Annotated in this window: 27 protein-coding genes and 1 riboswitch; of the genes, 7 read left to right on the forward strand and 20 right to left on the reverse strand. The window is 52.7% G+C overall.

Features of this window, described 5'->3' with window-relative positions; all coding sequences use genetic code 11:
* Positions 1-57: 57 nt before the first annotated feature.
* Entirely contained in the window at positions 58-1,155 is a 1,098-nt protein-coding gene (ychF, locus tag GOV45_RS02575) for a redox-regulated ATPase YchF (protein ID WP_170473809.1), read from the reverse strand.
* Between the two features lie 351 nt (positions 1,156-1,506).
* On the opposite strand from ychF, the gene trpA reads away from it, so the two are divergent.
* From trpA to GOV45_RS02610, 7 genes are all read left to right on the forward strand, one after another.
* Positions 1,507-2,298: a tryptophan synthase subunit alpha gene (gene trpA / locus GOV45_RS02580; protein WP_170473811.1), complete on the forward strand. Its 792-nt coding sequence runs from the start codon at positions 1,507-1,509 to the stop codon at positions 2,296-2,298.
* A 160-nt stretch (positions 2,299-2,458) separates the two neighbouring features.
* Positions 2,459-3,625 carry an alpha-hydroxy acid oxidase gene (locus GOV45_RS02585; protein WP_170473814.1) on the forward strand — a complete coding sequence of 389 codons (1,167 nt, stop codon included), beginning with the start codon at positions 2,459-2,461 and terminating at the stop codon, positions 3,623-3,625.
* A 59-nt stretch (positions 3,626-3,684) separates the two neighbouring features.
* Positions 3,685-4,089 carry a GFA family protein gene (locus tag GOV45_RS23435; RefSeq protein WP_170473817.1) on the forward strand — a complete coding sequence of 135 codons (405 nt, stop codon included), beginning with the start codon at positions 3,685-3,687 and terminating at the stop codon, positions 4,087-4,089.
* Between the two features lie 145 nt (positions 4,090-4,234).
* Positions 4,235-4,894, forward strand: coding sequence for a 50S ribosomal protein L25/general stress protein Ctc (locus GOV45_RS02595; protein ID WP_170473820.1), 660 nt, complete (start codon positions 4,235-4,237; stop codon positions 4,892-4,894).
* Between the two features lie 138 nt (positions 4,895-5,032).
* Positions 5,033-5,716, forward strand: a complete 684-nt coding sequence (gene pth / locus GOV45_RS02600) for an aminoacyl-tRNA hydrolase (RefSeq protein ID WP_170473823.1) — start codon at positions 5,033-5,035, stop codon at positions 5,714-5,716.
* 77 nt (positions 5,717-5,793) lie between these two features.
* Complete coding sequence (locus GOV45_RS02605; RefSeq protein ID WP_170473826.1) at positions 5,794-6,957, forward strand: serine hydrolase domain-containing protein; 1,164 nt, start codon at positions 5,794-5,796, stop codon at positions 6,955-6,957.
* A gap of 9 nt (positions 6,958-6,966) precedes the next feature.
* Positions 6,967-7,341, forward strand: a complete 375-nt coding sequence (locus tag GOV45_RS02610) for a DUF2237 family protein (RefSeq protein WP_170473829.1) — start codon at positions 6,967-6,969, stop codon at positions 7,339-7,341.
* Between the two features lie 107 nt (positions 7,342-7,448).
* Here the strand turns inward: GOV45_RS02610 and trpB are convergent, their stop codons facing one another.
* The 19 genes from trpB to miaB form a co-directional block, all read right to left on the reverse strand.
* Entirely contained in the window at positions 7,449-8,696 is a 1,248-nt protein-coding gene (gene trpB, locus GOV45_RS02615; RefSeq protein ID WP_170473832.1) for a tryptophan synthase subunit beta, read from the reverse strand.
* Positions 8,697-8,763: 67 nt separating this feature from the next.
* Positions 8,764-9,099: a hypothetical protein gene (locus tag GOV45_RS02620; RefSeq protein WP_170473834.1), complete on the reverse strand. Its 336-nt coding sequence runs from the start codon at positions 9,097-9,099 to the stop codon at positions 8,764-8,766.
* Between the two features lie 56 nt (positions 9,100-9,155).
* Positions 9,156-9,800, reverse strand: a complete 645-nt coding sequence (locus GOV45_RS02625; RefSeq protein ID WP_170473837.1) for a phosphoribosylanthranilate isomerase — start codon at positions 9,798-9,800, stop codon at positions 9,156-9,158.
* 9 nt (positions 9,801-9,809) lie between these two features.
* Complete coding sequence (locus GOV45_RS02630; RefSeq protein WP_170475348.1) at positions 9,810-10,160, reverse strand: lipopolysaccharide assembly protein LapA domain-containing protein; 351 nt, start codon at positions 10,158-10,160, stop codon at positions 9,810-9,812.
* A gap of 7 nt (positions 10,161-10,167) precedes the next feature.
* Complete coding sequence (gene ihfB / locus GOV45_RS02635) at positions 10,168-10,452, reverse strand: integration host factor subunit beta (protein WP_008758048.1); 285 nt, start codon at positions 10,450-10,452, stop codon at positions 10,168-10,170.
* A gap of 271 nt (positions 10,453-10,723) precedes the next feature.
* On the reverse strand, positions 10,724-12,400 hold the full coding sequence (rpsA, locus tag GOV45_RS02640) for a 30S ribosomal protein S1 (RefSeq protein WP_170473840.1): 1,677 nt from the start codon (positions 12,398-12,400) through the stop codon (positions 10,724-10,726).
* A 266-nt stretch (positions 12,401-12,666) separates the two neighbouring features.
* Positions 12,667-12,921 carry a DUF6525 family protein gene (locus GOV45_RS02645; RefSeq protein ID WP_254442476.1) on the reverse strand — a complete coding sequence of 85 codons (255 nt, stop codon included), beginning with the start codon at positions 12,919-12,921 and terminating at the stop codon, positions 12,667-12,669.
* 177 nt (positions 12,922-13,098) lie between these two features.
* Positions 13,099-14,784 carry a tryptophan halogenase family protein gene (locus tag GOV45_RS02650; RefSeq protein WP_170473843.1) on the reverse strand — a complete coding sequence of 562 codons (1,686 nt, stop codon included), beginning with the start codon at positions 14,782-14,784 and terminating at the stop codon, positions 13,099-13,101.
* A 315-nt stretch (positions 14,785-15,099) separates the two neighbouring features.
* Positions 15,100-15,615: a hypothetical protein gene (locus GOV45_RS02655; RefSeq protein WP_170473845.1), complete on the reverse strand. Its 516-nt coding sequence runs from the start codon at positions 15,613-15,615 to the stop codon at positions 15,100-15,102.
* An 87-nt stretch (positions 15,616-15,702) separates the two neighbouring features.
* A complete protein-coding gene (locus GOV45_RS02660) occupies positions 15,703-16,320 on the reverse strand; it encodes a (d)CMP kinase (RefSeq protein WP_170473847.1) in 618 nt (205 codons plus the stop codon).
* A complete protein-coding gene (gene aroA, locus GOV45_RS02665) occupies positions 16,317-17,663 on the reverse strand; it encodes a 3-phosphoshikimate 1-carboxyvinyltransferase (protein ID WP_170473848.1) in 1,347 nt (448 codons plus the stop codon). Before aroA ends, GOV45_RS02660 begins: the two co-directional genes overlap by 4 nt.
* 67 nt (positions 17,664-17,730) lie before the next feature.
* Entirely contained in the window at positions 17,731-18,441 is a 711-nt protein-coding gene (gene trmB / locus GOV45_RS02670) for a tRNA (guanosine(46)-N7)-methyltransferase TrmB (RefSeq protein WP_170473850.1), read from the reverse strand.
* 98 nt (positions 18,442-18,539) lie between these two features.
* On the reverse strand, positions 18,540-19,721 hold the full coding sequence (metK, locus tag GOV45_RS02675; protein ID WP_170473851.1) for a methionine adenosyltransferase: 1,182 nt from the start codon (positions 19,719-19,721) through the stop codon (positions 18,540-18,542).
* Between the two features lie 5 nt (positions 19,722-19,726).
* Positions 19,727-19,775, reverse strand: a riboswitch (SAM-SAH riboswitch).
* A gap of 18 nt (positions 19,776-19,793) precedes the next feature.
* Complete coding sequence (gene lnt, locus GOV45_RS02680) at positions 19,794-21,323, reverse strand: apolipoprotein N-acyltransferase (protein ID WP_170473853.1); 1,530 nt, start codon at positions 21,321-21,323, stop codon at positions 19,794-19,796.
* A complete protein-coding gene (locus GOV45_RS02685) occupies positions 21,320-22,204 on the reverse strand; it encodes a hemolysin family protein (RefSeq protein WP_170473855.1) in 885 nt (294 codons plus the stop codon). Before GOV45_RS02685 ends, lnt begins: the two co-directional genes overlap by 4 nt.
* 34 nt (positions 22,205-22,238) lie before the next feature.
* Complete coding sequence (ybeY, locus tag GOV45_RS02690; protein ID WP_170473857.1) at positions 22,239-22,733, reverse strand: rRNA maturation RNase YbeY; 495 nt, start codon at positions 22,731-22,733, stop codon at positions 22,239-22,241.
* Between the two features lie 42 nt (positions 22,734-22,775).
* Positions 22,776-23,798: a PhoH family protein gene (locus tag GOV45_RS02695; RefSeq protein ID WP_437436508.1), complete on the reverse strand. Its 1,023-nt coding sequence runs from the start codon at positions 23,796-23,798 to the stop codon at positions 22,776-22,778.
* 163 nt (positions 23,799-23,961) lie between these two features.
* Complete coding sequence (locus tag GOV45_RS02700; protein WP_170473859.1) at positions 23,962-24,708, reverse strand: outer membrane protein; 747 nt, start codon at positions 24,706-24,708, stop codon at positions 23,962-23,964.
* 195 nt (positions 24,709-24,903) lie between these two features.
* Positions 24,904-26,223, reverse strand: coding sequence for a tRNA (N6-isopentenyl adenosine(37)-C2)-methylthiotransferase MiaB (miaB, locus tag GOV45_RS02705; protein WP_170473861.1), 1,320 nt, complete (start codon positions 26,221-26,223; stop codon positions 24,904-24,906).
* Between the last annotated feature and the right edge of the window lie 18 nt (positions 26,224-26,241).

A 26,241-nucleotide genomic window follows, 5' to 3' on the forward strand; every position in this document is an offset into this window, starting at 1 on the left:
GGTGCTGCAGATGCGACAGGATAACTCGCTCATCCCGCAGGAAAAGACCCAAAGTCGTCACGTGTTGAACAGAAAGTGCATCACATCGCCATCTTTGACGATGTATCCTTTGCCTTCGGCCCGCATCTTGCCCGCTTCCTTGGCGCCTTGCTCGCCATTTGCCGCAATGTAATCGCTATAAGAAATAGTTTCAGCGCGAATAAAACCCTTTTCAAAGTCGCCGTGGATAACTCCTGCCGCCTGCGGTGCAGCGGTACCGGTTCGGATTGTCCAGGCCCGGGCCTCCTTGGGACCCACAGTGAAATAGGTTTCCAGTTTCAGCAGATCATATCCAGCGCGGATCAATCGGTCGAGGCCTGGCTCCTCAAGCCCCATTTCCTCTAGGAACATCTGAGCTTCGTCAGGTTCCAGAAGACTGATTTCTTCTTCGATCTTGGCGCTGATGATGACGTGGGCGTTGCCCTGTGCCGCGGCCATTTCGGCCACGCGAGCCGAGTATTCGTTGCCTTCGGCAGCTTCTTCCTCGGATACGTTACAAACGTATAGAACCGGTTTTGTCGTCAAAAGCTGTAGTGTTTTCCAAGCTTTGGCATCCTCGTCAGACACTTCGACTAATCGAGCTGGTTTGCCGCTTTCCAGGACCTCTTGCGCGGCAGCAAGAAGGCGATCTTGTTGCTTAGCTTCTTTGTCGTTGCCTTTAAGCTTACGTACCAGATTGGCCCGACGTTTCTCAATACTTTCAAGATCAGCCAGCATCAATTCTGTTTCGATCGTATCGGCATCTGCCACGGGATCCACGCGTCCATCCACGTGGGTCACATCCCCGTCTTCGAAACATCGTAGAACGTGTGCAATGGCGTCTGTTTCTCGAATGTTGGCAAGAAACTGGTTTCCCAACCCCTCACCTTTGGATGCACCTTTAACCAGCCCCGCAATGTCGACGAATGTCATTCGGGTGGGAATAATCTGCTTCGAGCTGGCAATCGCCGCCAGTTTGTCCAGCCTGTCATCTGGCACCGCCACATCACCGACATTGGGTTCGATAGTACAGAACGGGAAATTCGCCGCTTGCGCAGCAGCGGTTTTTGTCAGCGCATTGAACAGGGTCGATTTGCCGACATTAGGCAAGCCTACTATTCCCATTTTAAAACCCATGACGGTCTCCTGATGCCATTCGAGCGAAGCTTCTATGCAGGTCGAGGGGAATGCGCAAGTTAATGGTCGCACGAGTTATCAGAGAACGACCTCGCAATCCTTTAATACTACGATGTGTTTATTTGCTGCGTTGCTAGTAAACTAAATGAAGGACTAGGCAATCCCGTCGGAATTCCAGCCCGCGACGATTGAAGGTTCAAATCCCTCGTTAGCGTCCAACAATCTTAGTAAAGATTTCACTCGTAACTGCTTCTATGCTTATGCGCGTTCTAGTGTTGGCGACATAACCGGGATTGATTTTCAGGCAAAGTTTTTGCACATCAGATCGAAACCTTTACACAAGGACCGAAAATGACCCGTATCGACGCCAAATTTGCAGCTCTGAGAGATCAGGGGAAAAAGGCTTTCGTCGCCTATGTCATGGCCGGAGACCCGGATTATGACACCTCACTCGAGGTGATAAAAGGTCTACCCGGTGCGGGTGTTGATGTAATCGAATTGGGACTACCCTTTACCGATCCAATGGCAGACGGCCCTACTATTCAGGCCGCTGGGCAGCGGGCTTTGGATGGTGGCATGACCCTGCAACGTACGTTGGACCTGGCGGGGGCGTTTCGTGAAACCGACGATACCACTCCGATTGTTTTGATGGGATACTACAACCCGATCTACAACAGGGGCGTCGATAAATTTCTAATTGATGCCAAGGCGGCTGGGATCGACGGGCTGATCGTTGTCGACCTTCCACCAGAAGAAGACGAGGAACTTTGTTTGCCTGCGCAAACAGCTGGCCTGAATTTTATCCGCCTTGCGACGCCAACTACGGACGACGCCAGATTGCCGAGAGTTCTTCAGAACACGTCAGGCTTTGTTTACTATGTTTCGATCACTGGAATTACAGGCGCTGCAGAGGCTCAGGCCACTGACGTTGGCCCGGAAGTATCTCGTATCAAATCCGCCACCGACCTACCGGTTATTGTTGGTTTTGGCATTAATACCCCTGAAAAATCTCGGGCCATTGCATCGGTTGCTGATGGCGCAGTTGTGGGATCGGCGATAGTCAGCCAGATAGGCGCAGGCAAACCAGTGCACGATGTCTTAGACTTTGTGAAAACACTTGCGGACGGGGCTCATTCCACCTGATCCTTTAAAATACCAAGTAACAGCCTTGAACGCCGCAATAGACAAACTTCCGTTGCGGCTGTTTTCATATCGAACGTGGCAACGGACCGCATTTTGTATCGTTGCCCCAGGTTCGGAAAATTGGTAAGAAATCCTAACCAATCATGCGAAGGGCTGCGCCATGCCTACCATTACAAATATTGAAGACCTTAAGCGGATTTATGAACGCCGCGTGCCGCGTATGTTTTTCGACTATACAGAAAGCGGCAGCTGGACCGAGCAGACATTTCGCGAAAATACGTCGGATTTCGAGAAAATCCGCCTTCGTCAACGGGTTGCAGTGGATATGTCAGGACGCTCGACCGCATCCCAGATGATTGGAGAAGATGTTTCAATGCCTGTGGCACTGGCCCCCGTAGGATTGACCGGGATGCAACACGCCGACGGGGAAATCAAGGCGGCCAAAGCTGCCGAGGCGTTCGGCATACCTTTTACGTTGTCTACAATGTCGATTAACTCGATCGAAGACGTAGCCGAAGCGACCACCAAACCTTTTTGGTTCCAACTATATACGATGAAGGACGAAGATTATGTCAGCCGCCTGATCCAACGCGCGAAGGATGCCAAATGCTCGGCGCTGGTCATAACGTTGGACTTGCAGATTCTTGGGCAGCGTCACAAAGACATAAAGAACGGTTTGTCCGCGCCGCCAAAGCTAACGCCCAGGACAATTGCCAATCTCATGACGAAATGGGCCTGGGGCATCGAAATGTTAGGAGCCAAAAGGCGCGAGTTCGGCAATATCGTTGGTCACGTCGACACCATCACCGACACGTCTTCGCTGGGAACTTGGACAGCCGAGCAATTCGACCCCAGTCTCGACTGGAACAAAGTTGAAAAGTTGATGGAGCAATGGGGTGGCAAGGTAATACTCAAAGGCATTCTGGATGCCGACGATGCCAGAATGGCCGCAAAGTTAGGGGCTGATGCTATCGTGGTTTCCAACCACGGAGGGCGTCAATTGGATGGCGCACTTAGCTCGATCCGGGTGTTGCCCGAAATAATGGAAGCAGTCGGCGGAGAAATAGAGGTGCATTTGGATAGCGGTATCCGCTCGGGTCAGGACGTGTTGAAAGCATTGGCGCTGGGCGCCACGGGCACCTTTATTGGTCGGGCCTTTATCTATGGGTTAGGTGCGATGGGTCAGCAGGGCGTGTCAACCGCGTTAGAGGTCATTCATAAAGAGCTGGACACAACAATGGCCCTGTGCGGTGAGCGGAATGTTAAAAACTTAGGACCGCACAATCTGCTGGTTCCCGAAGATTTTGGAGGCCGCTGGCAGGGCTGATCATGTCACAAGAGGATTGATCTTGGTACCAGAACTTCAATTCAGCGCAGGAGAGTAGAATGCCATCCAAATATTCCATCGGTTGCGACTGCGGTAAGACACAATTGACTTTGTCGGGTGAACCAAGGGTGCGAGGACACTGTCATTGCAACGCCTGTCGGATACTTCTCAACACCCCTTACCACTCCGTCACAGCATGGAACCCCGAGCAGATCTCAGTCGATAAAGGCGAAGATTCAATCTCGGAATTCCAACATCCAACCCTGTCTATGAAAAAGATCTTTTGCCGGGATTGCGGTGAAGTTCTGTACAATACAAATGGTCTAGGTTGGAAAGTGGTGTCCCAGCACCTGATCGCCAAGCGCAACGGCGGAGTTCTTCCAGAGGAACTCAGTTCTATCAGCCACTTTCACTATGCTAACCGTGTAGTAGACGTGGACGACGAATTGCCCAAGCGGGAATAGTATGCGCCCAATTCAATCAACAAATAGCAGAAACGATTGAAGACCCAAAAAGGTGCTTTTCAATTCGACAGATTCGGTCTATGGACGCGGCTTCACGCGGGTATACAGCCTTGGAGGATGCCCGCCCTAACATTGGAGATTTATCATGGCTGGTGAGATTCCTGATCTCGAAGCTCTGGAACGGACGGGGACAGGCAAGGGCGCCGCTCGTCAGGCACGCCGCGACGGCATGGTTCCGGGCATTGTTTTTGGTGGCGACAAAGATCCGCTGCCGATCCAAATTCCGTTCAATGAACTGCTCAAGCGTCTGAAAGCTGGCCGGTTCAAGTCAACACTGTGGAACCTGAAGGTGGAAGGCCACGAAGACGTACGTGTCATCTGCCGCGACGTGCAGCGCGACGTCGTCAAAGACCTTCCTACCCATTTGGATCTGATGCGTCTGCGCCGGACAACCAAAATCGCGTTGTTCATTCCCGTTGAATTCATCAATGAAGACGCGGCCCCCGGCATCAAGAAGGGTGGCGTTTTGACCGTTGTCCGCCCGGAAGTTGAACTGTTGTGCACCGCAGGTGAAATTCCCGAGAAGATTACAGTTGATCTGACCGGCATGGAGATCAACGATGTTGCGACCATTTCCTCAGTCGACCTGCCCGGTGGTACAAAACCCACAATCGACCGTGATTTTGTGATCGCGAACGTGTCGGCGCCAACAGGCTTGTCGACCAGCGAAGACGAGGAAGGCGAAGAAGAAGAAGTGGCCGCGGACGAGGTTGAAGTCGTTGGCCAGGAAGAAGCTGAAGAATAAACCGAACTAACGTTTTTCGGACTTTTTGACGGGGCTCCAACGGGGCCCCGTTTTCTTTTGGTGCACTTGGGCTGGAAAACGGATGCCGATCCGTGCCATCAACCGATTGCGCATGTCGCACAGCACGAGGACGAGGCCATGAAACTGTTTGTCGGGTTGGGAAACCCCGGATCAAAATACGCCCGAAACCGACACAACATCGGCTTTATGGCCGTGGACCGGATCGCTGCGGATCACGGATTCAGCCCATGGAAATCCAAGTTTCAGGCTGAGATTGCCGAAGGACGTTTGAGTGATGAGAGAGTGCTGCTGATTAAACCGCAGACCTTCATGAATCGCTCTGGTCAAGCCGTGGGTGAAACGATGCGGTTTTACAAACTTGACTCGACCGATGTGACAGTTTTTCACGACGAACTGGACCTCGCACCGGGTAAGGTTCGGGTAAAGGCAGGTGGCGGGCACGCGGGCCACAACGGATTGCGATCGATCCACGAACATATAAGTCCAGCCTATGATCGGGTGCGCTTGGGCATCGGCCATCCTGGTCGGAAAGAACTAGTCTCACCCTACGTCCTGAGCGATTTCGCCAAAGCCGATAGCGAATGGTTGGAGGAGGTGTTGCGTGGCGTCTCAGATGGGGCTGCTTATTTAGCCAAGGATGAAGGTGGCAAGTTCATGAATGCAGTTGCCCTGCGCTCCGCTCCGCCACGTTCATCCAAAAAAACGGAGCCTGCCGCTTCCGAAAAGGCCCCTGCCAAAAGCCCTGAACCTGCGACCGACGATCGTTCACCCATGCAAAAATTATTGGATAAATTCCGGTAAATGAACAGAATTGATCGATTCCGGAATACGAAACACATCAACTCTTGTTCCTATTTTGAGCGACAGAAAGGAAACACATGAGAATTGCGCTTAGATGGTTGTTGCGTATCGTGTTGACGCTGGCCTTGGCCGCACTGATTGTAGGCCTTTGGAAACGCGAAGAAATCCAACGACTTTTGGCCGTGAACTCTCTGTTTTCCAAAGAGAAAATCGTTCATAATTTTTCGCACATGAACGAAGCATTTCTTACTGTGAACCTGCCAAGAGGGACCGGCCCGACGCATGAGCTGCCTTACGGACCCAGTTTCGAATTACCAGAAGGAACTGATAATTGGGTCGAGGATCGTGCGGTTACCTCTTTAGTCGTGATGCAGAACGGGCAGATCCGTTTTGAAGAATATTACCTTGAAACCGGCCCGGATGACCGCCGGATATCTTGGTCGGTCGCCAAAAGTTATTTATCCGCTTTGCTCGGTATCCTCCTGGCCGAAGGCTCGATCGAATCGCTGGATGACTTGGTCGTAAAGTATTCGCCAAAACTTAAGGGAACGGCCTACGATGGCGCCACGATCCGCAATGTCCTGAACATGGCCAGCGGCGTCACATTCGACGAAGATTATTTGGACTATAACTCAGACATCAACCGGATGGGACGCGTGGTGGCGTTGGGCCAAGAGTTGGACGACTTTGCAGCATCTTTGCAGGACAGCTTTATCGCACCGGGAGAGACCTGGCAGTACGTGTCAATTGATACACACGTGATCGGCATGGTCGTTCGAGGGGCATCCGGACGCAGCGTGACGGAGTTGCTTACGGAACGAATAATCGAGCCACTAGGCCTGGAATATGACGGGTACTACATTACAGACGGAGCGGGCGTTGCCTTTGTTCTGGGTGGCCTCAACTTTACCACGCGCGATTTTGCCCGCTTTGGCCAGATGATCCTGCAAAACGGATTTTGGAATGGGAAACAACTGGTTCCGGAAAATTGGATTGCCGAGTCAACTTGGCCCAGCGCACCGACTGAGCCCGGGAAAATAGGATATGGATATCAGTGGTGGATCCCCAAAAACGCCCATGAAGGTGAATTTTTAGCGCGGGGTATCTACGGTCAGTACATCTATTTCGACCAACCTCGCGGAGTGCTGATCGTCACGACAGGGGCGGATCGCAAGTTCCGCGATCCGGGTATCAACGACCAGAACATAGAAATGTTCCGCAAGATTGCACAAACACTGTAAGATACCCTTATGCAGAAACAGGATAGCATTAATGTTTTGGGCAATGTTCTGGCTCCATGTTCACGCGATCCATTAACCGGTTTCTTTCGCGACGGTGCCTGCAACACTTGCCCCGAGGATCAGGGAAGCCACACAGTCTGCGCAGTGATGACGGCCGAGTTTTTGGCCTTTTCAAAATACGTCGGCAATGACTTGAGCACACCGAGGCCAGAGTTTGATTTTCCCGGCCTGAAACCTGGTGATAATTGGTGTCTGTGCGCTGGCCGCTTTCTGCAGGCCCATGACGAAGGCTGTGCGCCCAAAGTAAACTTGGAGGCCACGCATCAAGGTGCGCTAGAAGTTGTCTCGTTGGATATCCTGACCTTGCATCGGGCCGAGAATTAAATTCCATCGGTACGCGGTGGTAACTGACGGGGCCCAACAAGTAAGGCTGAGTCATCGAAGCCTGTTAGCCAGACTTCAAATTATTACCTCTGCCTTTTCTTTCAGATTTAATCCGCCGTGCGTCCCTCGGTATCAGACATGTCAAAGTTCAGATATTTTGCAACGGTTTGAACATCCTTGTCGCCCCGTCCGCACATGTTCATACAAATCAGGTGATCTTTGGGTAGATCGGGCGCAATTTTCATCACGTGGGCCAGTGCATGGCAGGGTTCAAGCGCGGGAATGATACCTTCCGTCGAGCAGCAAAGCTGGAATGCGTCCAGCGCCTCTTTGTCCGTAATTGAAACGTATTGCGCGCGCCCAACGTCATGTAGCCAGGAGTGCTCAGGGCCAATTCCCGGGTAATCCAAGCCGGCGGAAATCGAGTAACCCTCAAGAATTTGTCCATCCTCGTCCTGCAATAGGTATGTCCGGTTACCGTGCAGCACGCCGGGGCGCCCGCCTGTCAGCGAAGCGCAATGCTCCATCTTTTCGTTTACGCCTTTACCACCCGCTTCCACGCCGATGATTTCCACCGACTTGTCATCCAAGAACGGATAAAAAAGCCCCATTGCGTTCGACCCACCGCCGATGGCGGCGATGATTGTATCCGGCAGACGACCCTCGGCCTTTTGCATCTGTTCTTTGGCTTCCTTGCCAATTATTGACTGGAAATCTCGCACCATCGCCGGATAAGGATGTGGGCCTGCAACTGTTCCAATGCAATAAAAGGTGTCACGTACATTGGTCACCCAATCGCGGAGCGCGTCGTTCATAGCGTCCTTAAGCGTCCCTCGACCACTGGTTACTGGAATCACCTCGGCACCAAGCAGGCGCATACGGAATACGTTTGGAGCCTGTCGTTGGACGTCATGCGCACCCATATAAACCACGCATTTCAGGCCGAATTTGGCACATACAGTTGCCGTTGCTACGCCGTGCTGCCCTGCCCCCGTTTCGGCAATGATCCGTGTCTTGCCCATGCGACGGGCTAGAATAATTTGGCCGAGCACATTGTTGATCTTATGCGCACCAGTGTGGTTCAGCTCGTCACGTTTCAGATAAATCTTGGCGCCACCTAAATGCTCGGTCAAACGTTCCGCGAAATACAGCGGAGACGGGCGACCAACGTAGTTGGCCCACAGATCATCCATCTCGGCCCAGAAGGAAGGATCATCCTTCGCCTTTTCGTATTCCTCTTCCAGCGACAGGATAAGCGGCATCAGCGTTTCACTGACGAAACGACCACCGAAAATGCCAAAGCGTCCCCGCTCATCCGGTCCGGACATGAAGGAATTGAATAAATCATTGGCCATGGATGTCTCCCTCGTCGTACCCGTCGTTAATAGGTGGTGGCGGCAAGATTTGCCATCGCAAAACGCATCAATTTGACGCCCCGCTATGCTCTTTCCACATCAGCAACGCCTGCTGCTGGGTGGGCACTGCGATGCAGGGAAAGTTGTGAAACCCGTGTGAGATTGCCAACCGTTCCGACACAGCAAGAACGCGACGGTGCGGACCGGATTGTGCGAAAGTCAACATCGCCTCAATATCATGCCAGACACTAAACGAAAAATAGAGACCGCCATGTGAAAAGACAGATGCGTGCAGGCAAAGAGGATCGCCTTTCGCCTGATTTAAGGCCTGCCTCGCTCTCCAAAAAAATTCAGGCGCGTTATACCAGTTTCTTAAGGTAAGCCCGCCAATCGCTGCCAGCATGTTGCATTCCAATTCAAACGAATGTCCTTAGGATACGCAACCATGTGTCTGTCAGATCACCTTGTTGCCGCAATAAAATCTTTAATTTTCCCGGAATCCTTGACGCCTGGCGCGCGTTCCACTCCGGAAGATACATCAACCTGCTGCGCCCCGGTCATTCGGATTGCTTCGGCAACATTGTCAGGCGTCAATCCCCCGGCCAGCATCCACGGAAGCTGCCAGTATTTCCGCCCGGCCAACAGACGCCAGTCAAATGACAATCCGTTGCCACCAGGAAGCTCAGAACTTCGCGGTGGTTTTGCGTCGATTAACAGTTGGTCCGCCACCTCGGAATACCGGTCAATTGCAGCCAGATCTTCAGCTTCGGCTATCCCAATAGCTTTCATTACGGGCAGGCCAAAACTGTCTCGAACCTCAGAAACCCGCTGGGGCGTTTCCGTTCCGTGCAGTTGCCACATGTCCAGAGGTACCGAAGCGGCGATACGGTCTAGTTCTTCATCTGTCGCATTAACGGTAAGGGCGACTTTGGCGATGCCCGCTGGCACCAGATGGGCAAGTTCCGCAGCAGTAGAAAGCTCTAGATGCCGGGGGGATTTGGGGAAAAATACAAACCCAACATAGCGCGCACCTGCCAACACCGCTGCATTCACATGTTCAGATGCAGTCAAACCGCAGATTTTTACGCGGATATCGCTTGCCATGATACGCGCTCAGCTTGCTTCATCAAGCAATGCCAAAACATCATCCTGACCTTCATGTTGCTTTTTCTTGAGCTTCTTAACCTCGCGCTCCAGCTTTCGCACTTCGCTTTTCTTCACAGTTGCATCGCGACGGTGCTTATGCTCGCGCAGCCATTCCCAAAGAAACCCAATAATCAATCCGGCAACAACCCCACCAAGGACCACAAGAAACAGCGGCAAGGATGTGGACAAGTTAAAGCCCAGAAGTTCTGAAATGGCATCTGGCAGCAGTTTCAGTTCGACATTTTGCCGATTGGCCAGCGAGATCGAAACCAGCACGATCCCAAGGATCGCGAGAAAAGCATAGCGAATGTAGCGCATCATAAAGTCAGGCTTTACCGTTCAATCGATCCCGTAGCAACTTGCCAGTTTTAAAAAACGGAACACATTTCTCTTCGACCTGCACAGTCTCGCCAGTTCTTGGATTGCGGCCTACCCGAGCGTCACGTTTCTTGACGGAAAAGGCGCCAAAACCTCGCAGTTCCACACGGTCGCCACGCGACATTGCATCCGTCACTTCTTCGAACACAGTATTCACAATCCGTTCGACGTCGCGTTGGTAGAGATGCGGATTTTCGTCGGCGATTTTTTGAATCAATTCTGAACGGATCATGCGTGTTACCCTCCCAGGCGACTGGTTTACCAAGCCTATTGCTCTGGCCAGTATAGGAAAAAACCCTGTTCGGGGGAACTTAGACTCTTGCCAATGTGGTAGAAAATTCAGGCAATCTCGCTCGATTTTTCGCCTGCCAGGTCGATTTGCACACTTATTGGGTGAACAAGACGCAAACTAAGCGTGCAAATTAGAAGGTGTTGATTCGCAACAAAAACGACCCCGCGCGGTTGCACGGGGTCGAAATTCGCTTCCTATTGGGAATCTGAGATCAGTCGCCTGACTTCAGAGCTGCTCCCAAAATGTCGCCCAAAGACGCTCCCGAGTCGGAAGAACCGTACTGTTCCACGGCCTCTTTCTCTTCGGCGATCTCGCGCGCCTTGATCGACAGACCCAGTCGGCGGGTTTTGCTGTCAACATTGGTGACACGTACGTCGACCTTGTCGCCAACCGAGAAACGCTCGGGGCGCTGTTCTGCACGGTCACGTGACAGGTCTGAGCGACGAATGAAGGACTTCATGCCCTCATACTCAACCTCAATGCCACCTTCTTCGATTGCAGTGACTTCTACGGTCACGATTGAGCCACGCTTAACGCCGCCCACGGCTTCGGCAAACTTGTCACCACCAAGGGCTTTGATCGACAGAGAGATGCGTTCTTTCTCTACGTCCACCTCAGACACAACCGCCTGAACTACGTCGCCTTTGCGGTAATTCTGGATTGCATCCTCGCCACGCTCGTCCCAAGACAAGTCCGAAAGGTGAACCATACCGTCGATGTCGCCTTCCAGGCCGATGAACAGCCCGAATTCGGTGATGTTCTTGACTTCGCCTTCGACCTGAGTTCCCTCGGGGTGTGTTTCTGCAAACACTTCCCACGGGTTGCGCTGGGTCTGTTTGAGGCCCAGAGAAACACGACGCTTTGTACCGTCGATTTCCAGAACCATGACATCTACTTCCTGGCTCGTAGAAACGATCTTGCCGGGGTGCACGTTTTTCTTGGTCCAAGACATCTCAGACACGTGAACCAGACCTTCGACTCCAGCTTCCAGCTCGACGAACGCACCATAGTCTGTGATGTTGGTCACGCGACCCTGATGTACCGATCCCAGCGGATATTTAGCAGCAACCAGATCCCATGGATCTTCCTGAAGCTGCTTCATTCCAAGGCTGATGCGATGGGTGTCTTTGTTGATCTTGATGACCTGAACCTTGATGGTTTCGCCGATCGTCAGGATTTCGGAAGGATGGTTCACACGGCGCCACGCCATGTCGGTTACGTGCAACAACCCATCAACGCCGCCCAAGTCAACAAATGCGCCGTATTCGGTGATGTTCTTGACGACACCTTCTACGGTCTGACCCTCTGTCAGGTTACCAATAACTTCGGCACGCTGTTCGGCACGGGATTCTTCAAGGATTGCGCGGCGCGATACAACGATATTGCCGCGACGGCGATCCATTTTAAGGATCTGGAACGGCTGTTTCAGTCCCATCAAAGGTCCTGCGTCACGAACAGGGCGCACGTCAACCTGCGAACCCGGCAGGAATGCAACGGCACCGCCCAGATCGACAGTGAAGCCGCCCTTGACCCGACCAAAGATTGCACCTTCGACGCGCTGGTCATCGGCATATGCTTTTTCAAGGCGGTCCCATGCCTCTTCACGGCGGGCCATCTCACGCGAGATGACAGCTTCGCCTTTGGCATTTTCAGCAGCGCGCAGGTAAACTTCGACCTCGTCACCGACTGCGATTTCAGGGGCTTCGCCGGGATTTGCGAATTCTTTAAGATCAACGCGGCCTTCCATTTTATAGCCTACGTCGATGATGGCTTGGCCGGCTTCGATTGCCAGAACCTTGCCTTTGACAACAGAACCCTCTTCGGGCGTGTCCATTTCGAAGCTTTCATTCAGGAGGGCTTCGAATTCCTCCATGGATGCGTTAGCCATGTGGCGTTGTTTTCCTTTACAATACGTTTTATCTGGCCGAGCGGTTGTCTCCGCCGGTCTTGTTTCATGATGCCTTAAAGCGTGTTCCGGAACGCCTCTGAACAAACAAACACAAAGGGCCGAGGTAACCCGGCCCTGCTCAGAAACGTCACCCGGACGTTAACCGCCCTTGTATCGACAGCGCGCGTATAGGCGGATTTTTCTTCTAGCGCAAGGGCCAAGCCCATATTTCCAAAGCCCGGCCGGATATTGCCACTGGGTCATCCTCAACTCTTTGGAGCCCAAACCTTGGTGTCCTGTTGCAACATCGCCTGCTCGACCGCATTAAGACGACCAATCGCAGCGGCGGGATTGCGGCTGCCGCCAGTCTGCCTCCAGATTTTCAAAGCCGAAGCTGGACTCCAGGGCAGACAGGCTTGCGTCAACCACTGCCGTAAGGGCTGCGGTAGCGCATCATAGGCTTGCATCGGTGACGCCTGCCTACGACGACGTTTCAGCTCACTGCGAAGGTTGCGCGACATCGTGAATCAGCACCGCTTAATTCCAGAATTTTCGTAATGTGATGACATTACATATCTTATCAAGAGGTGCAATGGGAATCGAGCGTTTCGCCATACGTAGTATCGAAGGCTAAGCGTCAACACTCCAGCCTTCGTACTTACCTCAGCAACACCCGGTATCGGCAACTCAGAGAGTTTCTAGAACAGTTGCAAATCCTTCGCGCCGCTTTGGATCTCAGCAAGATTCGGCATATTCAGGACCGCTAACGGTGCTGGTGCGGTGCCCGGCATTGCGGCGGCCGGTTTCATAGCAGCAGCCTTTCCAACAGCTGGTCGTTCCAGCTCACCCCGGATATCTCGCAGCAGCGTTTTGTGATCCGGCATCGTTTTGAGTATCTGCGCAAGATCCACTTTCGCGCCCTTCCACCAATGGAACCAAATCGGCTTCTTCAATGGCCGCACACGATCACGGATGCCGGTACCATAGCCAGTATCATAGACCTGCTTGCCTAAAAGAACGGTCTGATAAACGCGAAAATTGAATAGCGTTGCAAACTCGATATCATGCTCTACCGGCAAACGGTGCTGCCATAACTCTAGGTTTTCGGCCAACCGATCCGGTAACTTCATTTCCGTGCGCGCGTCGATCCAATATTGATCATCCGTACGGTTGCCCAATCGATAGTGCAGACAGATGAAATCCAGAACCTCGTCATAAAGCTTATTCATCTGCCTATTATATCTGGTTCGCAGGGACGGCTCGATATCGCGTGTGGGCAAGTGCTCGGCGAACCAGCGTATCGCGTGGTCAATCATGTGGATCGCTGTACTCTCTAGCGGCTCGATAAATCCGCCGGACAGACCTATCGCGACGCAATTCTTGACCCATGCGTTACGTACGCGCCCGATACGCATTGGGATCACACGCGGGGTTGCACCCTTGCCGCTGTCACCCAACCATTCGAGGTATTCGTCTGCCGCCTGATCATCCGTGCGATGTGCAGATGAGAACACATAACCCGTGCCAACCCGGTTGTAGAGCGGTACTCGCCAAGTCCAACCTGCCCCTAGTGCGGTAGACCGAGTGACGCTTTCGATCTTCTCTGGATCTGGGTGCTCGATCTGCAGCGCCATGGCGCGGTCGTTTGGCAGATAGTCCGAGTAATCCATAAACGGTTCGCCCAGAGCTTGATTGATTATCAATCCGCGGAATCCTGTGCAATCGATGACCATTTCAATGTCATGGCGACCCTTACGCTCCAGCATCAAATGGCTGACGTTGCCTTGTTCATCAAGTTCGACTGATTGTACTTCGTCCTGGATGTGCTCAACACCGCGCTTAGTGCAGACTTTGGTGAGCATGCCGGCAAATTTTACAGCGTCTAAATGATATGCGTAGCCGAACCGCTGTTCGAATTCAGGCTGCCCCAACTGCCGCGCCCCTTTGCATAGGCGGGCCAGATCGTCATGCGGAGAGATCGACTGAGTGAAGTCCCGATCTCCGTTGCCAAAGCGCAAAAAATACTCGGCGGCCTCCAACCCCTCTAACAGCTGTCCGTGTGCAAAAGGGTTTACATAATCAATTCGGTTTCCCTTTGGGTCTTTGTTCCAATTACAGAACTTTACACCTAGCTTGAACGACGCATTGGTTTCACGAAAAAAATCCTGCTCTGAAATACCCGCTTGGCGGAGTGTAACTGGCATGCGCGGCACCGTGGCCTCACCAACACCAACAGTCGCAATATTAGGGCTTTCGATCAGACAGATGCGCGGACGGTCTTTGGGTGCAGAAGTGCGAGAAAACACCATGTCGAGGATCAGCGCACTCATCCAACCTGCAGTGCCACCCCCAACGATGGTGATTTTGCTCAAGCGATTATTCATTTGGTTCAGTCCCTGTTGATTATTGGGGAGATGTACAAACATTCCCATATTTTGTTTTTAGACTGTATAGCAGAATTCTTTTTGGGTCCGAGGGGAAGAATTGCCGCTATCCTGCATCGAACCAAGGACTGTGGCGCCCGGCCTACATGCTCTGCCAACCATAGGGATCTTTGGCCCTCGGGTACGAACCCTGTAACCTCGGGTCTGCAAATAACCCTAGGGCGCCTGATGCGAGCCCCGCCGCGTATATTCTAGACTATATTGGATTTCTTGAGTCTGCCTCACATCAGCTTCGGCATAAACTCGGGACGAGGCTTAGATTTCCTCGCCTTTCTTAAGAAGCTCTTCAATCAGGGCGCGCTGCAGATCAAGGCTATCGCCCCCGCCGAATTCCGCAGCGCCGCCTGAATAAAGTGTACCGTAGGTTTTGGAGATGTTTACGGTCTGGGCCAGCCCCGAGATAAACTGCTCTTTTTTCAGAGCAGACAACGGGTGTATGTAAACAGCCCACAAGATACCATTGGCGATCGCGTAACGCGCGTCCAGCGTGCTGTCGAAATTTGCTTGCATCATTCGCTGCAAATCCGCGGTTGATAAATCCGCGGCGCTGCCAATCGATACCATCGCTCGCATCCTGTCTGCGGTGACGTCAGTGATCACTAGCACCGTCTGGTCCGACACCAATAACTCAAACCCCGGCCCAACTGGTTGGGCGTCGGGGTCCAACGCAAATATGATCTCACCCAGCCGTTTATAATCCATCGGAGGTTCAGCTTCCTGAGCAAGTGTACTGCCAGCCAAAAGAATAAGCGCCAGTGCGTACCGGATCATGGTCAATCTCCTGAAGACGTTGCCTCGACCATAAAATACGGGTGAAACAAAGGCCAAACAAAGCTTGGTGAACAGCAAGGCCCGAGGTTACCGAACTGTTGGTAGCTTTCGTTCTACGATTGCCACAGCTTGCGCAAGCGCCTCTTCAATACTCAAACTCGAAGTATCAAGCATACTTGCGTCCTTGGCTGGCTTCATCGGAGCGGTACTGCGTTGGGCGTCACGCGCATCACGTTCCTTGACGTCGGTCAGCACCTGATCGCGCGTCACGTCTGCACCTTTGGCTTTAAGTTCAAGAAAACGCCGTTCGGCGCGGACCTTGGCGCTGGCAGTCACAAACAATTTAACCTCGGCTTTGGGACAAATTACCGTTCCGATGTCGCGTCCATCCAACACAGCCCCACCTGCCCTGCAGGCAAATGCGCGTTGAAAATCAACCAGTGCGGACCGAACTTCTGGTATGACTGCCACCTTCGATGCTGCTTGTGCTATTTCAGCTGTGCGCAGATCCCCTTGTTCAAGTTCTTCGGCTTTCAGAGCTTTGGCGGCCTCGGCGGCTGGTGTGCCATCAAGAGTACGCCTTCCAACTGCGCGATACAGCAACCCTGTGTCCAGATGTGAAAACCCAAAGCGCTCCGCTATGCCCTTTGATATTGTCCCCTTGCCGGCTGCAGCTGGACCGTCGATCGCGACAGTGAACCTCATGTGCGTTCGACCCTGGCACCCAAACCTGCCATCAGAGGCTCAAAAATCGGAAATGAGGTGGCAATTGGCCCACCGTCATCCACCGAAACTTCAACTTTCGCACCCATACCCAGCACCATAAAGGACATGGCTATGCGATGATCAAGGAAACTCTCGCATACACCGCCGCCTGGCACACCACCAATACCCAACCCTTCGACCGACCACCAATCTTCACCTTCCTCTACTGCGACACCATTAGCACGCAAACCGCGCGCCATAGCGTCGATTCGGTCACTTTCTTTGACCCGCAACTCTCGCACCCCGCCCATGAGCGTGGTTCCGACGGCGTTTGCAGCGACCACGGACAGCACGGGGTACTCATCTATCATCGACGCAGCACGTTCAGGCGGTACTTTGATACCCTTCATTTCAGGTGAATACCGGGCTCTGAGGTCGGCGACGGGTTCGCCGCCTTCTTCGCGTTCATTTTCATAGGTCAAATCAGCGCCCATTTCGCGCAAAGTAGTAAACAAGCCGGCTCGCGTTGGGTTCAAGCCAATACCTGGAACCAAAACATCTGAACCGGGCGTGATCAACGCAGCACAAACCGGGAAGGCTGCACTGGACGGATCACGTGGTACCGCGATGATCTGCGGCTTAAGTTCTGGCTGGCCAGTCAAGGTAATCACATGGCCTTGGTCTGTGTCCTCTACCGTGATTTCTGCCCCAAACCCGGCTAACATCCGCTCTGAATGATCACGAGTGGCTTCTTTTTCGATTACGACGGTTTTACCAGGCGCATTCAAACCCGCCAGCAAAACGGCTGATTTGACTTGAGCCGACGGCACTGGAACCTCGTATCGAACTGGGATCGGATCATTGGCACCAACGATAGTCATCGGCAACCGTCCAGCAGAACGCCCGACAGATTGCGCCCCGAACAGCGCTAGTGGATCGGTAACACGCGCCATTGGACGCTTATTCAAACTCGCGTCACCAGTAAAGGTTGCCGTAATTGGCGAGGTGGCCATAGCACCCATGATCAGACGCACTCCAGTTCCAGAGTTGCCACAATCAATCACCTGATCCGGTTCGGCAAAGCCGCCTACACCAACACCATGAACCGTCCATTCACCACCGCCGAGATCCGTTACCTCAGCCCCGAAAGCTCGCATCGCCTTAGCGGTATCCAGAACATCCTCGCCCTCCAACAATCCAGATATCCGGGTTTCGCCCACTGCCATAGCACCTAAAATCAGCGATCTGTGCGAAATCGACTTGTCCCCGGGTACTTCGGCTGTGCCGTTCAGCGGTCCGCAGGGATGCGAAGTCATCGGTATGGGCGTGCCTTGTCCGGACATGGGGGCTCCTTATGCGCTGTCAATCCATGGCCGATTAGCGAATTGGCACCAATTGGTCCAGCAGCAATCAATCTTTGCGGCGGAAGGTCAGGTAGTGCGGCGTGCGGCACTCACGCAGAGCTTTCTGTTCGTAACGGGTGGAAATCCAATCACCCCAAGGCTCGCGCCAGTCTTTGGGGCCTTCGGCCAACCATTCGAACCCGGCACGCGGCACTTCTTCCATTGTTTGGCGCACGTAATCAGGGATGTCTGTAGCCACACGAAAAACAGATCCGGGCTTCAACGCCCTAGCAAGCGGCTCCAAATGTTCAGGCGTGACGAACCTGCGGCGGTGATGACGCTTTTTGGGCCATGGATCGGGATAAAGAAGGAATGCACGCGAGATGCTGGCTTCTGGTAAAACATCGAACAGATCACGCGCGTCACCAGGATGAACTGCCAAGTTTTCGACCCCGGCTTTCCGGATCTTACCCAATAACATTGCAACACCGTTGATGTATGGCTCTGCCCCAATAATACCGATATCCGGATTGCTTTTCGCCTGATGCACCAGATGCTCGCCTCCTCCGAACCCAATCTCTAGCCAAACAGGGCGATTGTCGAACAGACCCGCAAGATCCAACGGAACGCGTTCAGGATTAGTATGCCAATCGACCGCACCGGGGGAAAGTGCGGTCAAATCCTCGCTCAAATAGGCCTTTTGACTGGGCTTGAGGGCTTTGCCCTTGAGACGGCCATAAAAATTCCGGTGCGGACGTTGCGAAAGCTGATTGCTCATAGCGGTGGCCATACTGCTGCAGTTCAAGCGTTTCAAGGGCGAAGACTCAACGGCCAATGTAAAAAATGCACCGTCTTCGGTGCGCTTTTTCCGTTGGATCAAACCGCTTGTTTCAGTGCGTCAACCAGATCTGTGCGCTCCCAACTGAAACCACCATCTTCATCTGGCTGGCGACCAAAGTGGCCGTAGGCCGCAGTACGTTGATAGATTGGTTTGTTCAGCGCAAGATGCTCTCGGATACCGCGTGGCGTGAGGTCCATGACTTGCCCCACTGCTTTTTCGATATCAGCATCTGGAACTTGGCCAGTGCTATGTGTGTCAGCATAAATCGATAGAGGTTTGGATACGCCAATCGCGTAGCTCAACTGAATGGTACAGCGCTCGGCCATCCCTGCCGCCACGACGTTTTTGGCCAGATAGCGTGCTGCATAAGCCGCCGAACGATCCACCTTTGTTGGGTCTTTGCCAGAGAATGCCCCACCGCCGTGCGGCGCCGCGCCCCCGTATGTATCCACGATAATCTTGCGCCCGGTCAAACCAGCGTCACCGTCTGGTCCTCCGATAACAAACTTACCTGTCGGATTTACGTGCCATGCGGTTTCCGAAGACAACCAACCGTAAGGTAGGACTTGGCGAATATAAGGCTCAACGATCAGGCGAATGTCGTCCGAAGTGAGCGACTCATCCAAATGCTGGGTCGATAAAACAACCGAACTCACCCCTACTGGCTTGCCGTCTCGATAGACGACCGAAAGCTGTGATTTAGCGTCAGGTCCCAGTGCAGGTTCAGTACCGTTTTTCCGCACTTCAGCCAGACGGCGCAGGATCGCGTGCGAGTACTGGATCGGTGCCGGCATTAACTCAGGCGTTTCGGTTGTCGCATAACCAAACATAATACCCTGATCGCCGGCGCCTTCGTCCTTATTATGGGACGCATCTACACCTTGCGCGATATGGGCAGATTGTTCATGCAGCAGGTTCGTCACCTCAATAGTTTCGTGATGGAACTTATCCTGCTCATAACCAATGTCCTTTACACAGGCGCGCGCGATCTCGTCTATACGCCCCATGTAGTCATGCAGCTTGTCTTGATCAGACAGCCCAACTTCACCTCCGATAACCACGCGGTTCGTTGTTGCAAAGGTTTCGCACGCCACACGTGCTTCGGGTTCTTCACGCAAAAATGCGTCAAGCACAGCATCCGAAATACGGTCACAAACCTTATCCGGGTGCCCCTCGGAAACGGACTCCGAGGTAAAAACGTAATTCTGTCGGGACATAAAAGCGCTCCATTAAGATTTCCCCGCCACGCCAGGAAGCCGTTGTGACGAACTTGCCAGGGAATACGCGTGCTAAGGCGAAGGGTCAATTGGTATTTGCACCCGAGGCGTCCCAACGTTGCGCCAAACCAGCACAAATAGCATCAATAAAGCCGCCAAGACCCAAATATCCCCAATCCGTGCATAAACCGTCTTTGCCAAGGGGATGGGCAGGACGGCGTCGATATAACCAGATTGTCCCAAGTCCAAAGACTGGGTAACTGCACCCAGCGGATCTATCATCGCTGTTACGCCCGTGTTCGCCGACCGCATCATCGGCAAACCCTGCTCGATCGCACGCATCCGCGCCTGTGCCAAATGCTGAAACGGTCCGGAACGCGTACCAAACCAGGCATCGTTTGTAATCTGTAACAAAAAGTCGGCGCGCCCAGGCGCAGAAAGAACATCTTGCGTGAAAACTGCTTCGTAGCAAATTAGCGGCAACGCCTTGCCCAGAGGCCCAGCATCGAGCAGCGCCGCCCCTGGCCCCGCGCTGAATCCGCTGCCGGTGGTCGCCGCCATACCGTATATTCCGAAACGCGCCATTAGATCGCCGAAAGGTACATATTCGCCAAATGGGGCCAGATGGTGCTTGTCATAAAGTCCGTCTTGTCGACCCTCTGGCCCAAGATAGATCATCGAGTTGAAAATACGCGGTCCTTCCCCCCTTTGAATGCCCAGAACGACAGGGGTGCCTTGCGCCGCCTTTGTTATCGACTCCAAATAAGGTTGTGCGTTGTCGAGCCATGCCGGTACAGAGGTTTCTGGCCAAACGATCAAATCAGGTCGGGGTTCAGCCGCGGTGAATTCAATTTGCCGCGCAAAAAACACAGGCGCAAAGTCCGGATCCCATTTTTGATGTTGCAGCGCGTTCGGCTGTATCAGGCGCACGACTTGCTGCTTGAACTGCACCTCGGGGCGAAATGTTGCATAACCTAAGGACAAGACCATAGACCCAAGGGTCAAAAACGCGGGGATTAATAAATAACTCGGTTTCCCAGGTCCGTAGAGATACGCACCAAGCGGCAGCGTCGATACAAAGGTCAGTGCCGCCAAGCCATAAGGTCCTACAAGTGACAAAAGTTGCGCTATTGGCGTGTCGACCCAGACTTGCGCAACTCCTGCCCAAGGAAATCCGGTCAAGACATATCCTCGGGCGAATTCAACCAAAGTCAGAGAAATCGACAGCAGCAAACCCTGTTTTAAAGGTGATCCACCGATCCGCCGTGTTGTCCAAAATGCAAAGGACCAGAATAAGGCTAGTCCACCAGCCAAGAACACCAGCGCAAATGGCGCCATCCAAGCATGACGTTCTGCATCGACCAGAAATGGCTCGGTTATCCAGCTAAGGGCGTTGGCAAAATACCCTGTGGCAAATACCCAACCTAGCCAAGCGGCGCGGCGCGGCGTTTCGCAGGCCAAAAACAATGGCGTGATAAAAACCAGTCCGACCAGCGTCGCCAACCAGTATCCCCAAGGTGCCAAACCAAATGCTGCGAATGCCCCCAATATTCCGGCTAGTGCAAGTCTTAACCAAAACGGCCAGCCTTGAATGGGCATCATTGAGCGATGTCCGGCAACATTACCCGTAAACGCTTAATCCGTCGCGGATCGGCTTCGATCACTTCGAACTCCGGACCTTCGGGGTGTTGAACAACTTCTCCTCGCGTCGGCACGCGACCGGACAACATAAAGACTAAGCCACCAAGTGTGTCGATCTCTTCCTCGTCCACATCCTCATGACTGGTCAGCGAACGACCGATTTCAGCTTCGAACTCTTCCAATGGAACGCGCGCTTTGACGATATAGCACCCAGGTTTTTCTTGAACCCACAGCTGATCTTCATCGGCGTCATGCTCGTCGGCAATCTCCCCGACGACCTGTTCAATGAGATCTTCGATAGTTAGCAGCCCATCGACCCCGCCATATTCGTCGATCACAAGGGCCATGTGCCGTCGTTCGGTCTGCATTTTGGTTAACAAAACACCTATTGGCATGGAGGGCGGGACGAACAACAGTGTCCGCAACATAGATTTCAAGTCAAACTTCGCCGAATTTCCGTTAAAACCGTGGGTCAGCGCAAAATCCTTTAGGTGCACAAATCCAAGTGGCGTATCCAGAGTACCGTCATAAACCGGTATTCGAGACAGACCGCTTTCTCGGAAAATCTGCGCCAGTTCTTCCTTAGTCGTCGTCAATGGAACCGACACGATTTCTGCAGTTGGGATCGCCACATCCTCGACCCGCATGCGCCGCAGGTTCATCATACCACGCGATTGGGGAGGGCTTGCAGGAGTTCCGTTTATCCGACCAGGTTCATCGTCTTTTGAAGAGAACACTTCGACAAGTCGGGAAAATAACCCGCTTTTTTCGTTGTTGAGATTACTGGTGCTCTCGGATCGCGCGCTTTGCGCCGCCCTAGAACTGCCGTCTATATCGCCCATTTTCCTGTTCCAAATGATCGGGTCAGTGCCCACTTCATGTATTATATGGGTTATCCACACCCAATTTGCCAAGTATCTTAACCTCCACGCCCTCCATCAGAGTGGCGTCGGGGTCACGAATGTGGTCATACCCCAGTAAATGCAAAACACCGTGAACGATTAGATGTGTCACGTGATCTTCCACATTTTTACCCGCTTCAATTGCCTCTCGCATGCAGGTGTCATAGGAAATTGCAACATCACCCAAAGCTATCTCGCCGGTGAAATCCATTTCAGGCATTGAAGGAATTTCGCCAGGAATTTCAGAAGATAACTCCGCTGTGGGCCAACTCAGAACATTTGTTGGAGTCGGCTTTTCTCTGAATTCAGAATTCAATTCCGCGATCCGGGCGTCATCACAGCATAAAAAACTGATTTCACAGTTATCTTTCTCGACTCCCCTATAATCCAGCGTGGCTTCGACAGCGCGAAGTATGAGCGGCTCTATCTCATGCCAACGGAGGTCTTCGATGGTAATTTCAAGGTTCATGAAAATGATCTAAGGCTGCATTCCCGACCGCGCCGTGTGTTTTTAACCTGTTTCGCGACCTGCATCAGCTTCATAGGCCTCGATTATGGCGGCGACAAGCGGATGTCGCACCACATCCTTCGAGGTGAAGTAGTTGAAGCTGATGTTTGGAATAGTCTTTAACAACCGCTCGGCATCTGCAAGACCCGATGGTACACCGCGCGGCAGATCAACCTGCGATCGGTCGCCAGTAATCACCATGCGGCTACCCTCACCCAGCCGTGTTAGGAACATCTTCATCTGCATAGTCGTGGCATTCTGCGCCTCGTCCAAAACAACAAATGCGTTCGCTAGTGTTCGCCCGCGCATAAAGGCAAGCGGCGCAATCTCTATCCTTTTTTCCTCAATCAACTTTGCCAGTTGCTTACCAGGTAGAAAATCGTTCAGAGCGTCGTAAAGTGGTTGCATGTAAGGGTCGACCTTGTCCTTCATGTCGCCCGGAAGGTACCCCAGCTTTTCACCAGCCTCGACTGCAGGACGGCTGAGGATGATGCGGTCCACATGCCCGCCTATGAACATTGATACCCCGACAGCTACGGCCAGATATGTTTTGCCCGTACCGGCCGGTCCAATCCCAAAAGCCAATTCATTGTTGAATAACGACTGGACATAGGCCTTCTGAGCATCTGTACGAGGCTCGACCAGTTTCTTGCGTGTTTTGATTTCAACCGCGCCGCCTTTGAACATCTCCAATTGGTCGCCGTCGCGTGCTCCGGTTTCCGCCTCAGAATTGCCCATTCTCAGCTCTCGGTCCACATCGGCTGCTTCAACCTCGCGACCGCCTTCAAGACGGGTATACAAAGCCTGCAAAACATCAATGGCTTGCTTTTGGGCGTCTTCGTCGCCCATTACAGCCAATTGATTGCCTCGGCGTACGATTTGAACCGACAGCTTCTGCTCAATGCTTGCAAGATTGCGGTCGTATTCCCCGCATAAATCTATCAACAACCGGTTGTCTGGAAATTCAACAAAAGCCTCGCGCTGGGGCATGTCACTTTGCGGTGGGTTCAGGGCACCGATGGCCAATCCGTTCTCCTGTCTTGGCGTTTCACCCTGAGCGTAGACAACATCTTGGGCCAGACGCAAGCTGGAGTTTCATAAATTCGCGATGAAAAGGATTAACCTTTTACAGTCATTTGAAAAAACATTGTGAAATTTAAGAAATACCGCAATCTGATGCGCGAGCCAACTAGAAGGTGTAGTTCAGGCCGACACGCAATCCGCCGAAGTTCGGAGTTGATTTGGTGGAAAAACCCGACCCTAGGTCGACTTCTTCCGACTCAAACTGGAAATATTCGATTTCACCGGTGATTGACCAATTCTTGTTCAACCGATGTTCAGCACCCAGACTGGCTGAAAAACCGTTTCGGTTGCCGGTGTCTTCCAAATTAAGCAGCAAATCTTCTCCTGTAAGAGTGGACGAAGTTGTAACTTCCCCCCGGGCGTAACCTACGGAAAAAAAGTACAGAACGCTCCGGCTGCGGTTTGTGATTCCGTTTCGAAATCGGATCGAAAAAACATCTGAAATAGCAGATTGGGCGTCGACCGTCGTCCCACCGACCAATGACGAGGCGGTGTCGTCCAACGTGCCAAAATCATAAGTTAATTCTACACCATAGACATAGTCGCGTCCGCCGGTGGTTGGGACTATCCCACGCCAACCGCCGCGAATGCCTCCATAACCGCCCGAGGGTTCAAGGTCTCCAATGTTTATTCTGTCACCGGGTACCGCGAGCCCAAAGCGGTCGGTACCACCTGCTCCGTAACCAGCACTCACGCCAAGATAAAATGCACTGACGTCACTTGCTTCGGTCTGAGGCGAAAGAACATCGGGTTCAGCCACTTCGCCGTCTTTGCCACTGGCATATAAAGATGTTGAGAACAGAGCGGAAAGAAAGAACGGGAAAGTCGCCGAAAGGAAACCTTTCAGTTTCATTCGTTGACGACCTATTCGGCTCACTACTCGTACCCTCCAGTGCGTTTTTCAAGCAACTAGTCAACTTGCAACTCGAACAGCCAAGGGAAATACATGACCCTTGAAAAAACTGGGATACCTCGGACCATACATTCCACCCTTAAATCAAGGGTTAATTTTTCATTAGAATCGTCATATTTGAACGAGTTGCACAGGTTAGAGTAGTTCTGCGGCCAACGAGTTCGCGCCTGACGAAACTACTCTGACATCTCGCAGCTCGCCGACCTTCAAACTTGCGTCAGAGACGTGAACTGCGTGCAGATACTCGGATTTTCCCACCATTTGCCCACTTTGCCGACCCGGCTTTTCAAACAGGACACGTAGTTTTCGTCCAACCATTGAGTCCTGAATTTCGCGCTGGTGCCGAGTGATAACGGCCTGTAATTCTTGTAAGCGGCTGTCCGCCTTTTCCGGGTCCACCTGTGGCCGTTCTGCCGCAGGTGTGCCTGGCCGCGTTGAATATTTGAAAGAATAGGCATAGCCGTATCTAACCTGCTCCACCAAATCCAAGGTGGCCTTAAAGTCTTCATCCGTCTCTTCCGGGAAACCGACAATAAAATCTCCTGACATCAAGATGTCAGGGCGGGCTTCGCGAATACGCTCTATCAATCGCAGATAACTATCCGCAGTGTGGCTACGGTTCATGCGCTTTAGAATTCGGTCAGATCCAGACTGTACCGGTAGGTGCAGGTATGGCATCAGCCTGTCACATGTACCGTGTGCTTCGATCAGATCATCGGTCATGTCATTGGGGTGAGATGTGGTAAAGCGGATGCGCTCTAAACCATCTACTTTGTTCAGTTCCCATATCAAACCAGCCAGCGTCATGTCGCCATTCGGTCCGGCACCATGATAGGCGTTGACGTTTTGCCCCAACAATGTGATTTCGCGCACACCGCGTTCAACCAGATCGCGAGCCTCGTGCAGGATTCTATCGGCTGGCCGACTGACCTCGGCCCCACGTGTATATGGGACCACGCAAAACGCGCAGAACTTGTCGCACCCTTCCTGTACTGTCAGAAAAGCTGTTGGTCCACGTTTGGCTTTTGGTCTGTTCTTTAGCTTTTCGAATTTATCCTCTTCAGGAAAATCGGTATCCAGCGCCTTTTTGCCTTCCCGCGTTTTGGCCTCCATTTCGGGCAAACGGTGGTAACTTTGCGGACCTACCACCAAATCGACCAACGGCTGGCGGCGCATAATCTCTTGCCCTTCGGCCTGGGCCACACAACCTGCCACACCGATCTTTAAATCCGGTTTTTCGGCCTTTAAACCCTTAAAGCGCCCAAGCTCGGAATAAACCTTTTCGGCGGCTTTTTCACGAATGTGACATGTGTTCAACAAGATCATGTCCGCATCGTCCGGGGACTTCGTTTCAACGTAGCCCTGCCCGCCCATTGCCTCGGCCATGCGCTCGCTGTCATAGACATTCATCTGGCAGCCATAGGTCTTAATATACAGCTTTTTGGGTTCGGACATGAGAAAGGCCTTTGCGCT

Origin of the sequence: Ruegeria arenilitoris, assembly GCF_013035425.1 — a bacterium.
Taxonomy (GTDB): domain Bacteria; phylum Pseudomonadota; class Alphaproteobacteria; order Rhodobacterales; family Rhodobacteraceae; genus Ruegeria; species Ruegeria arenilitoris_A.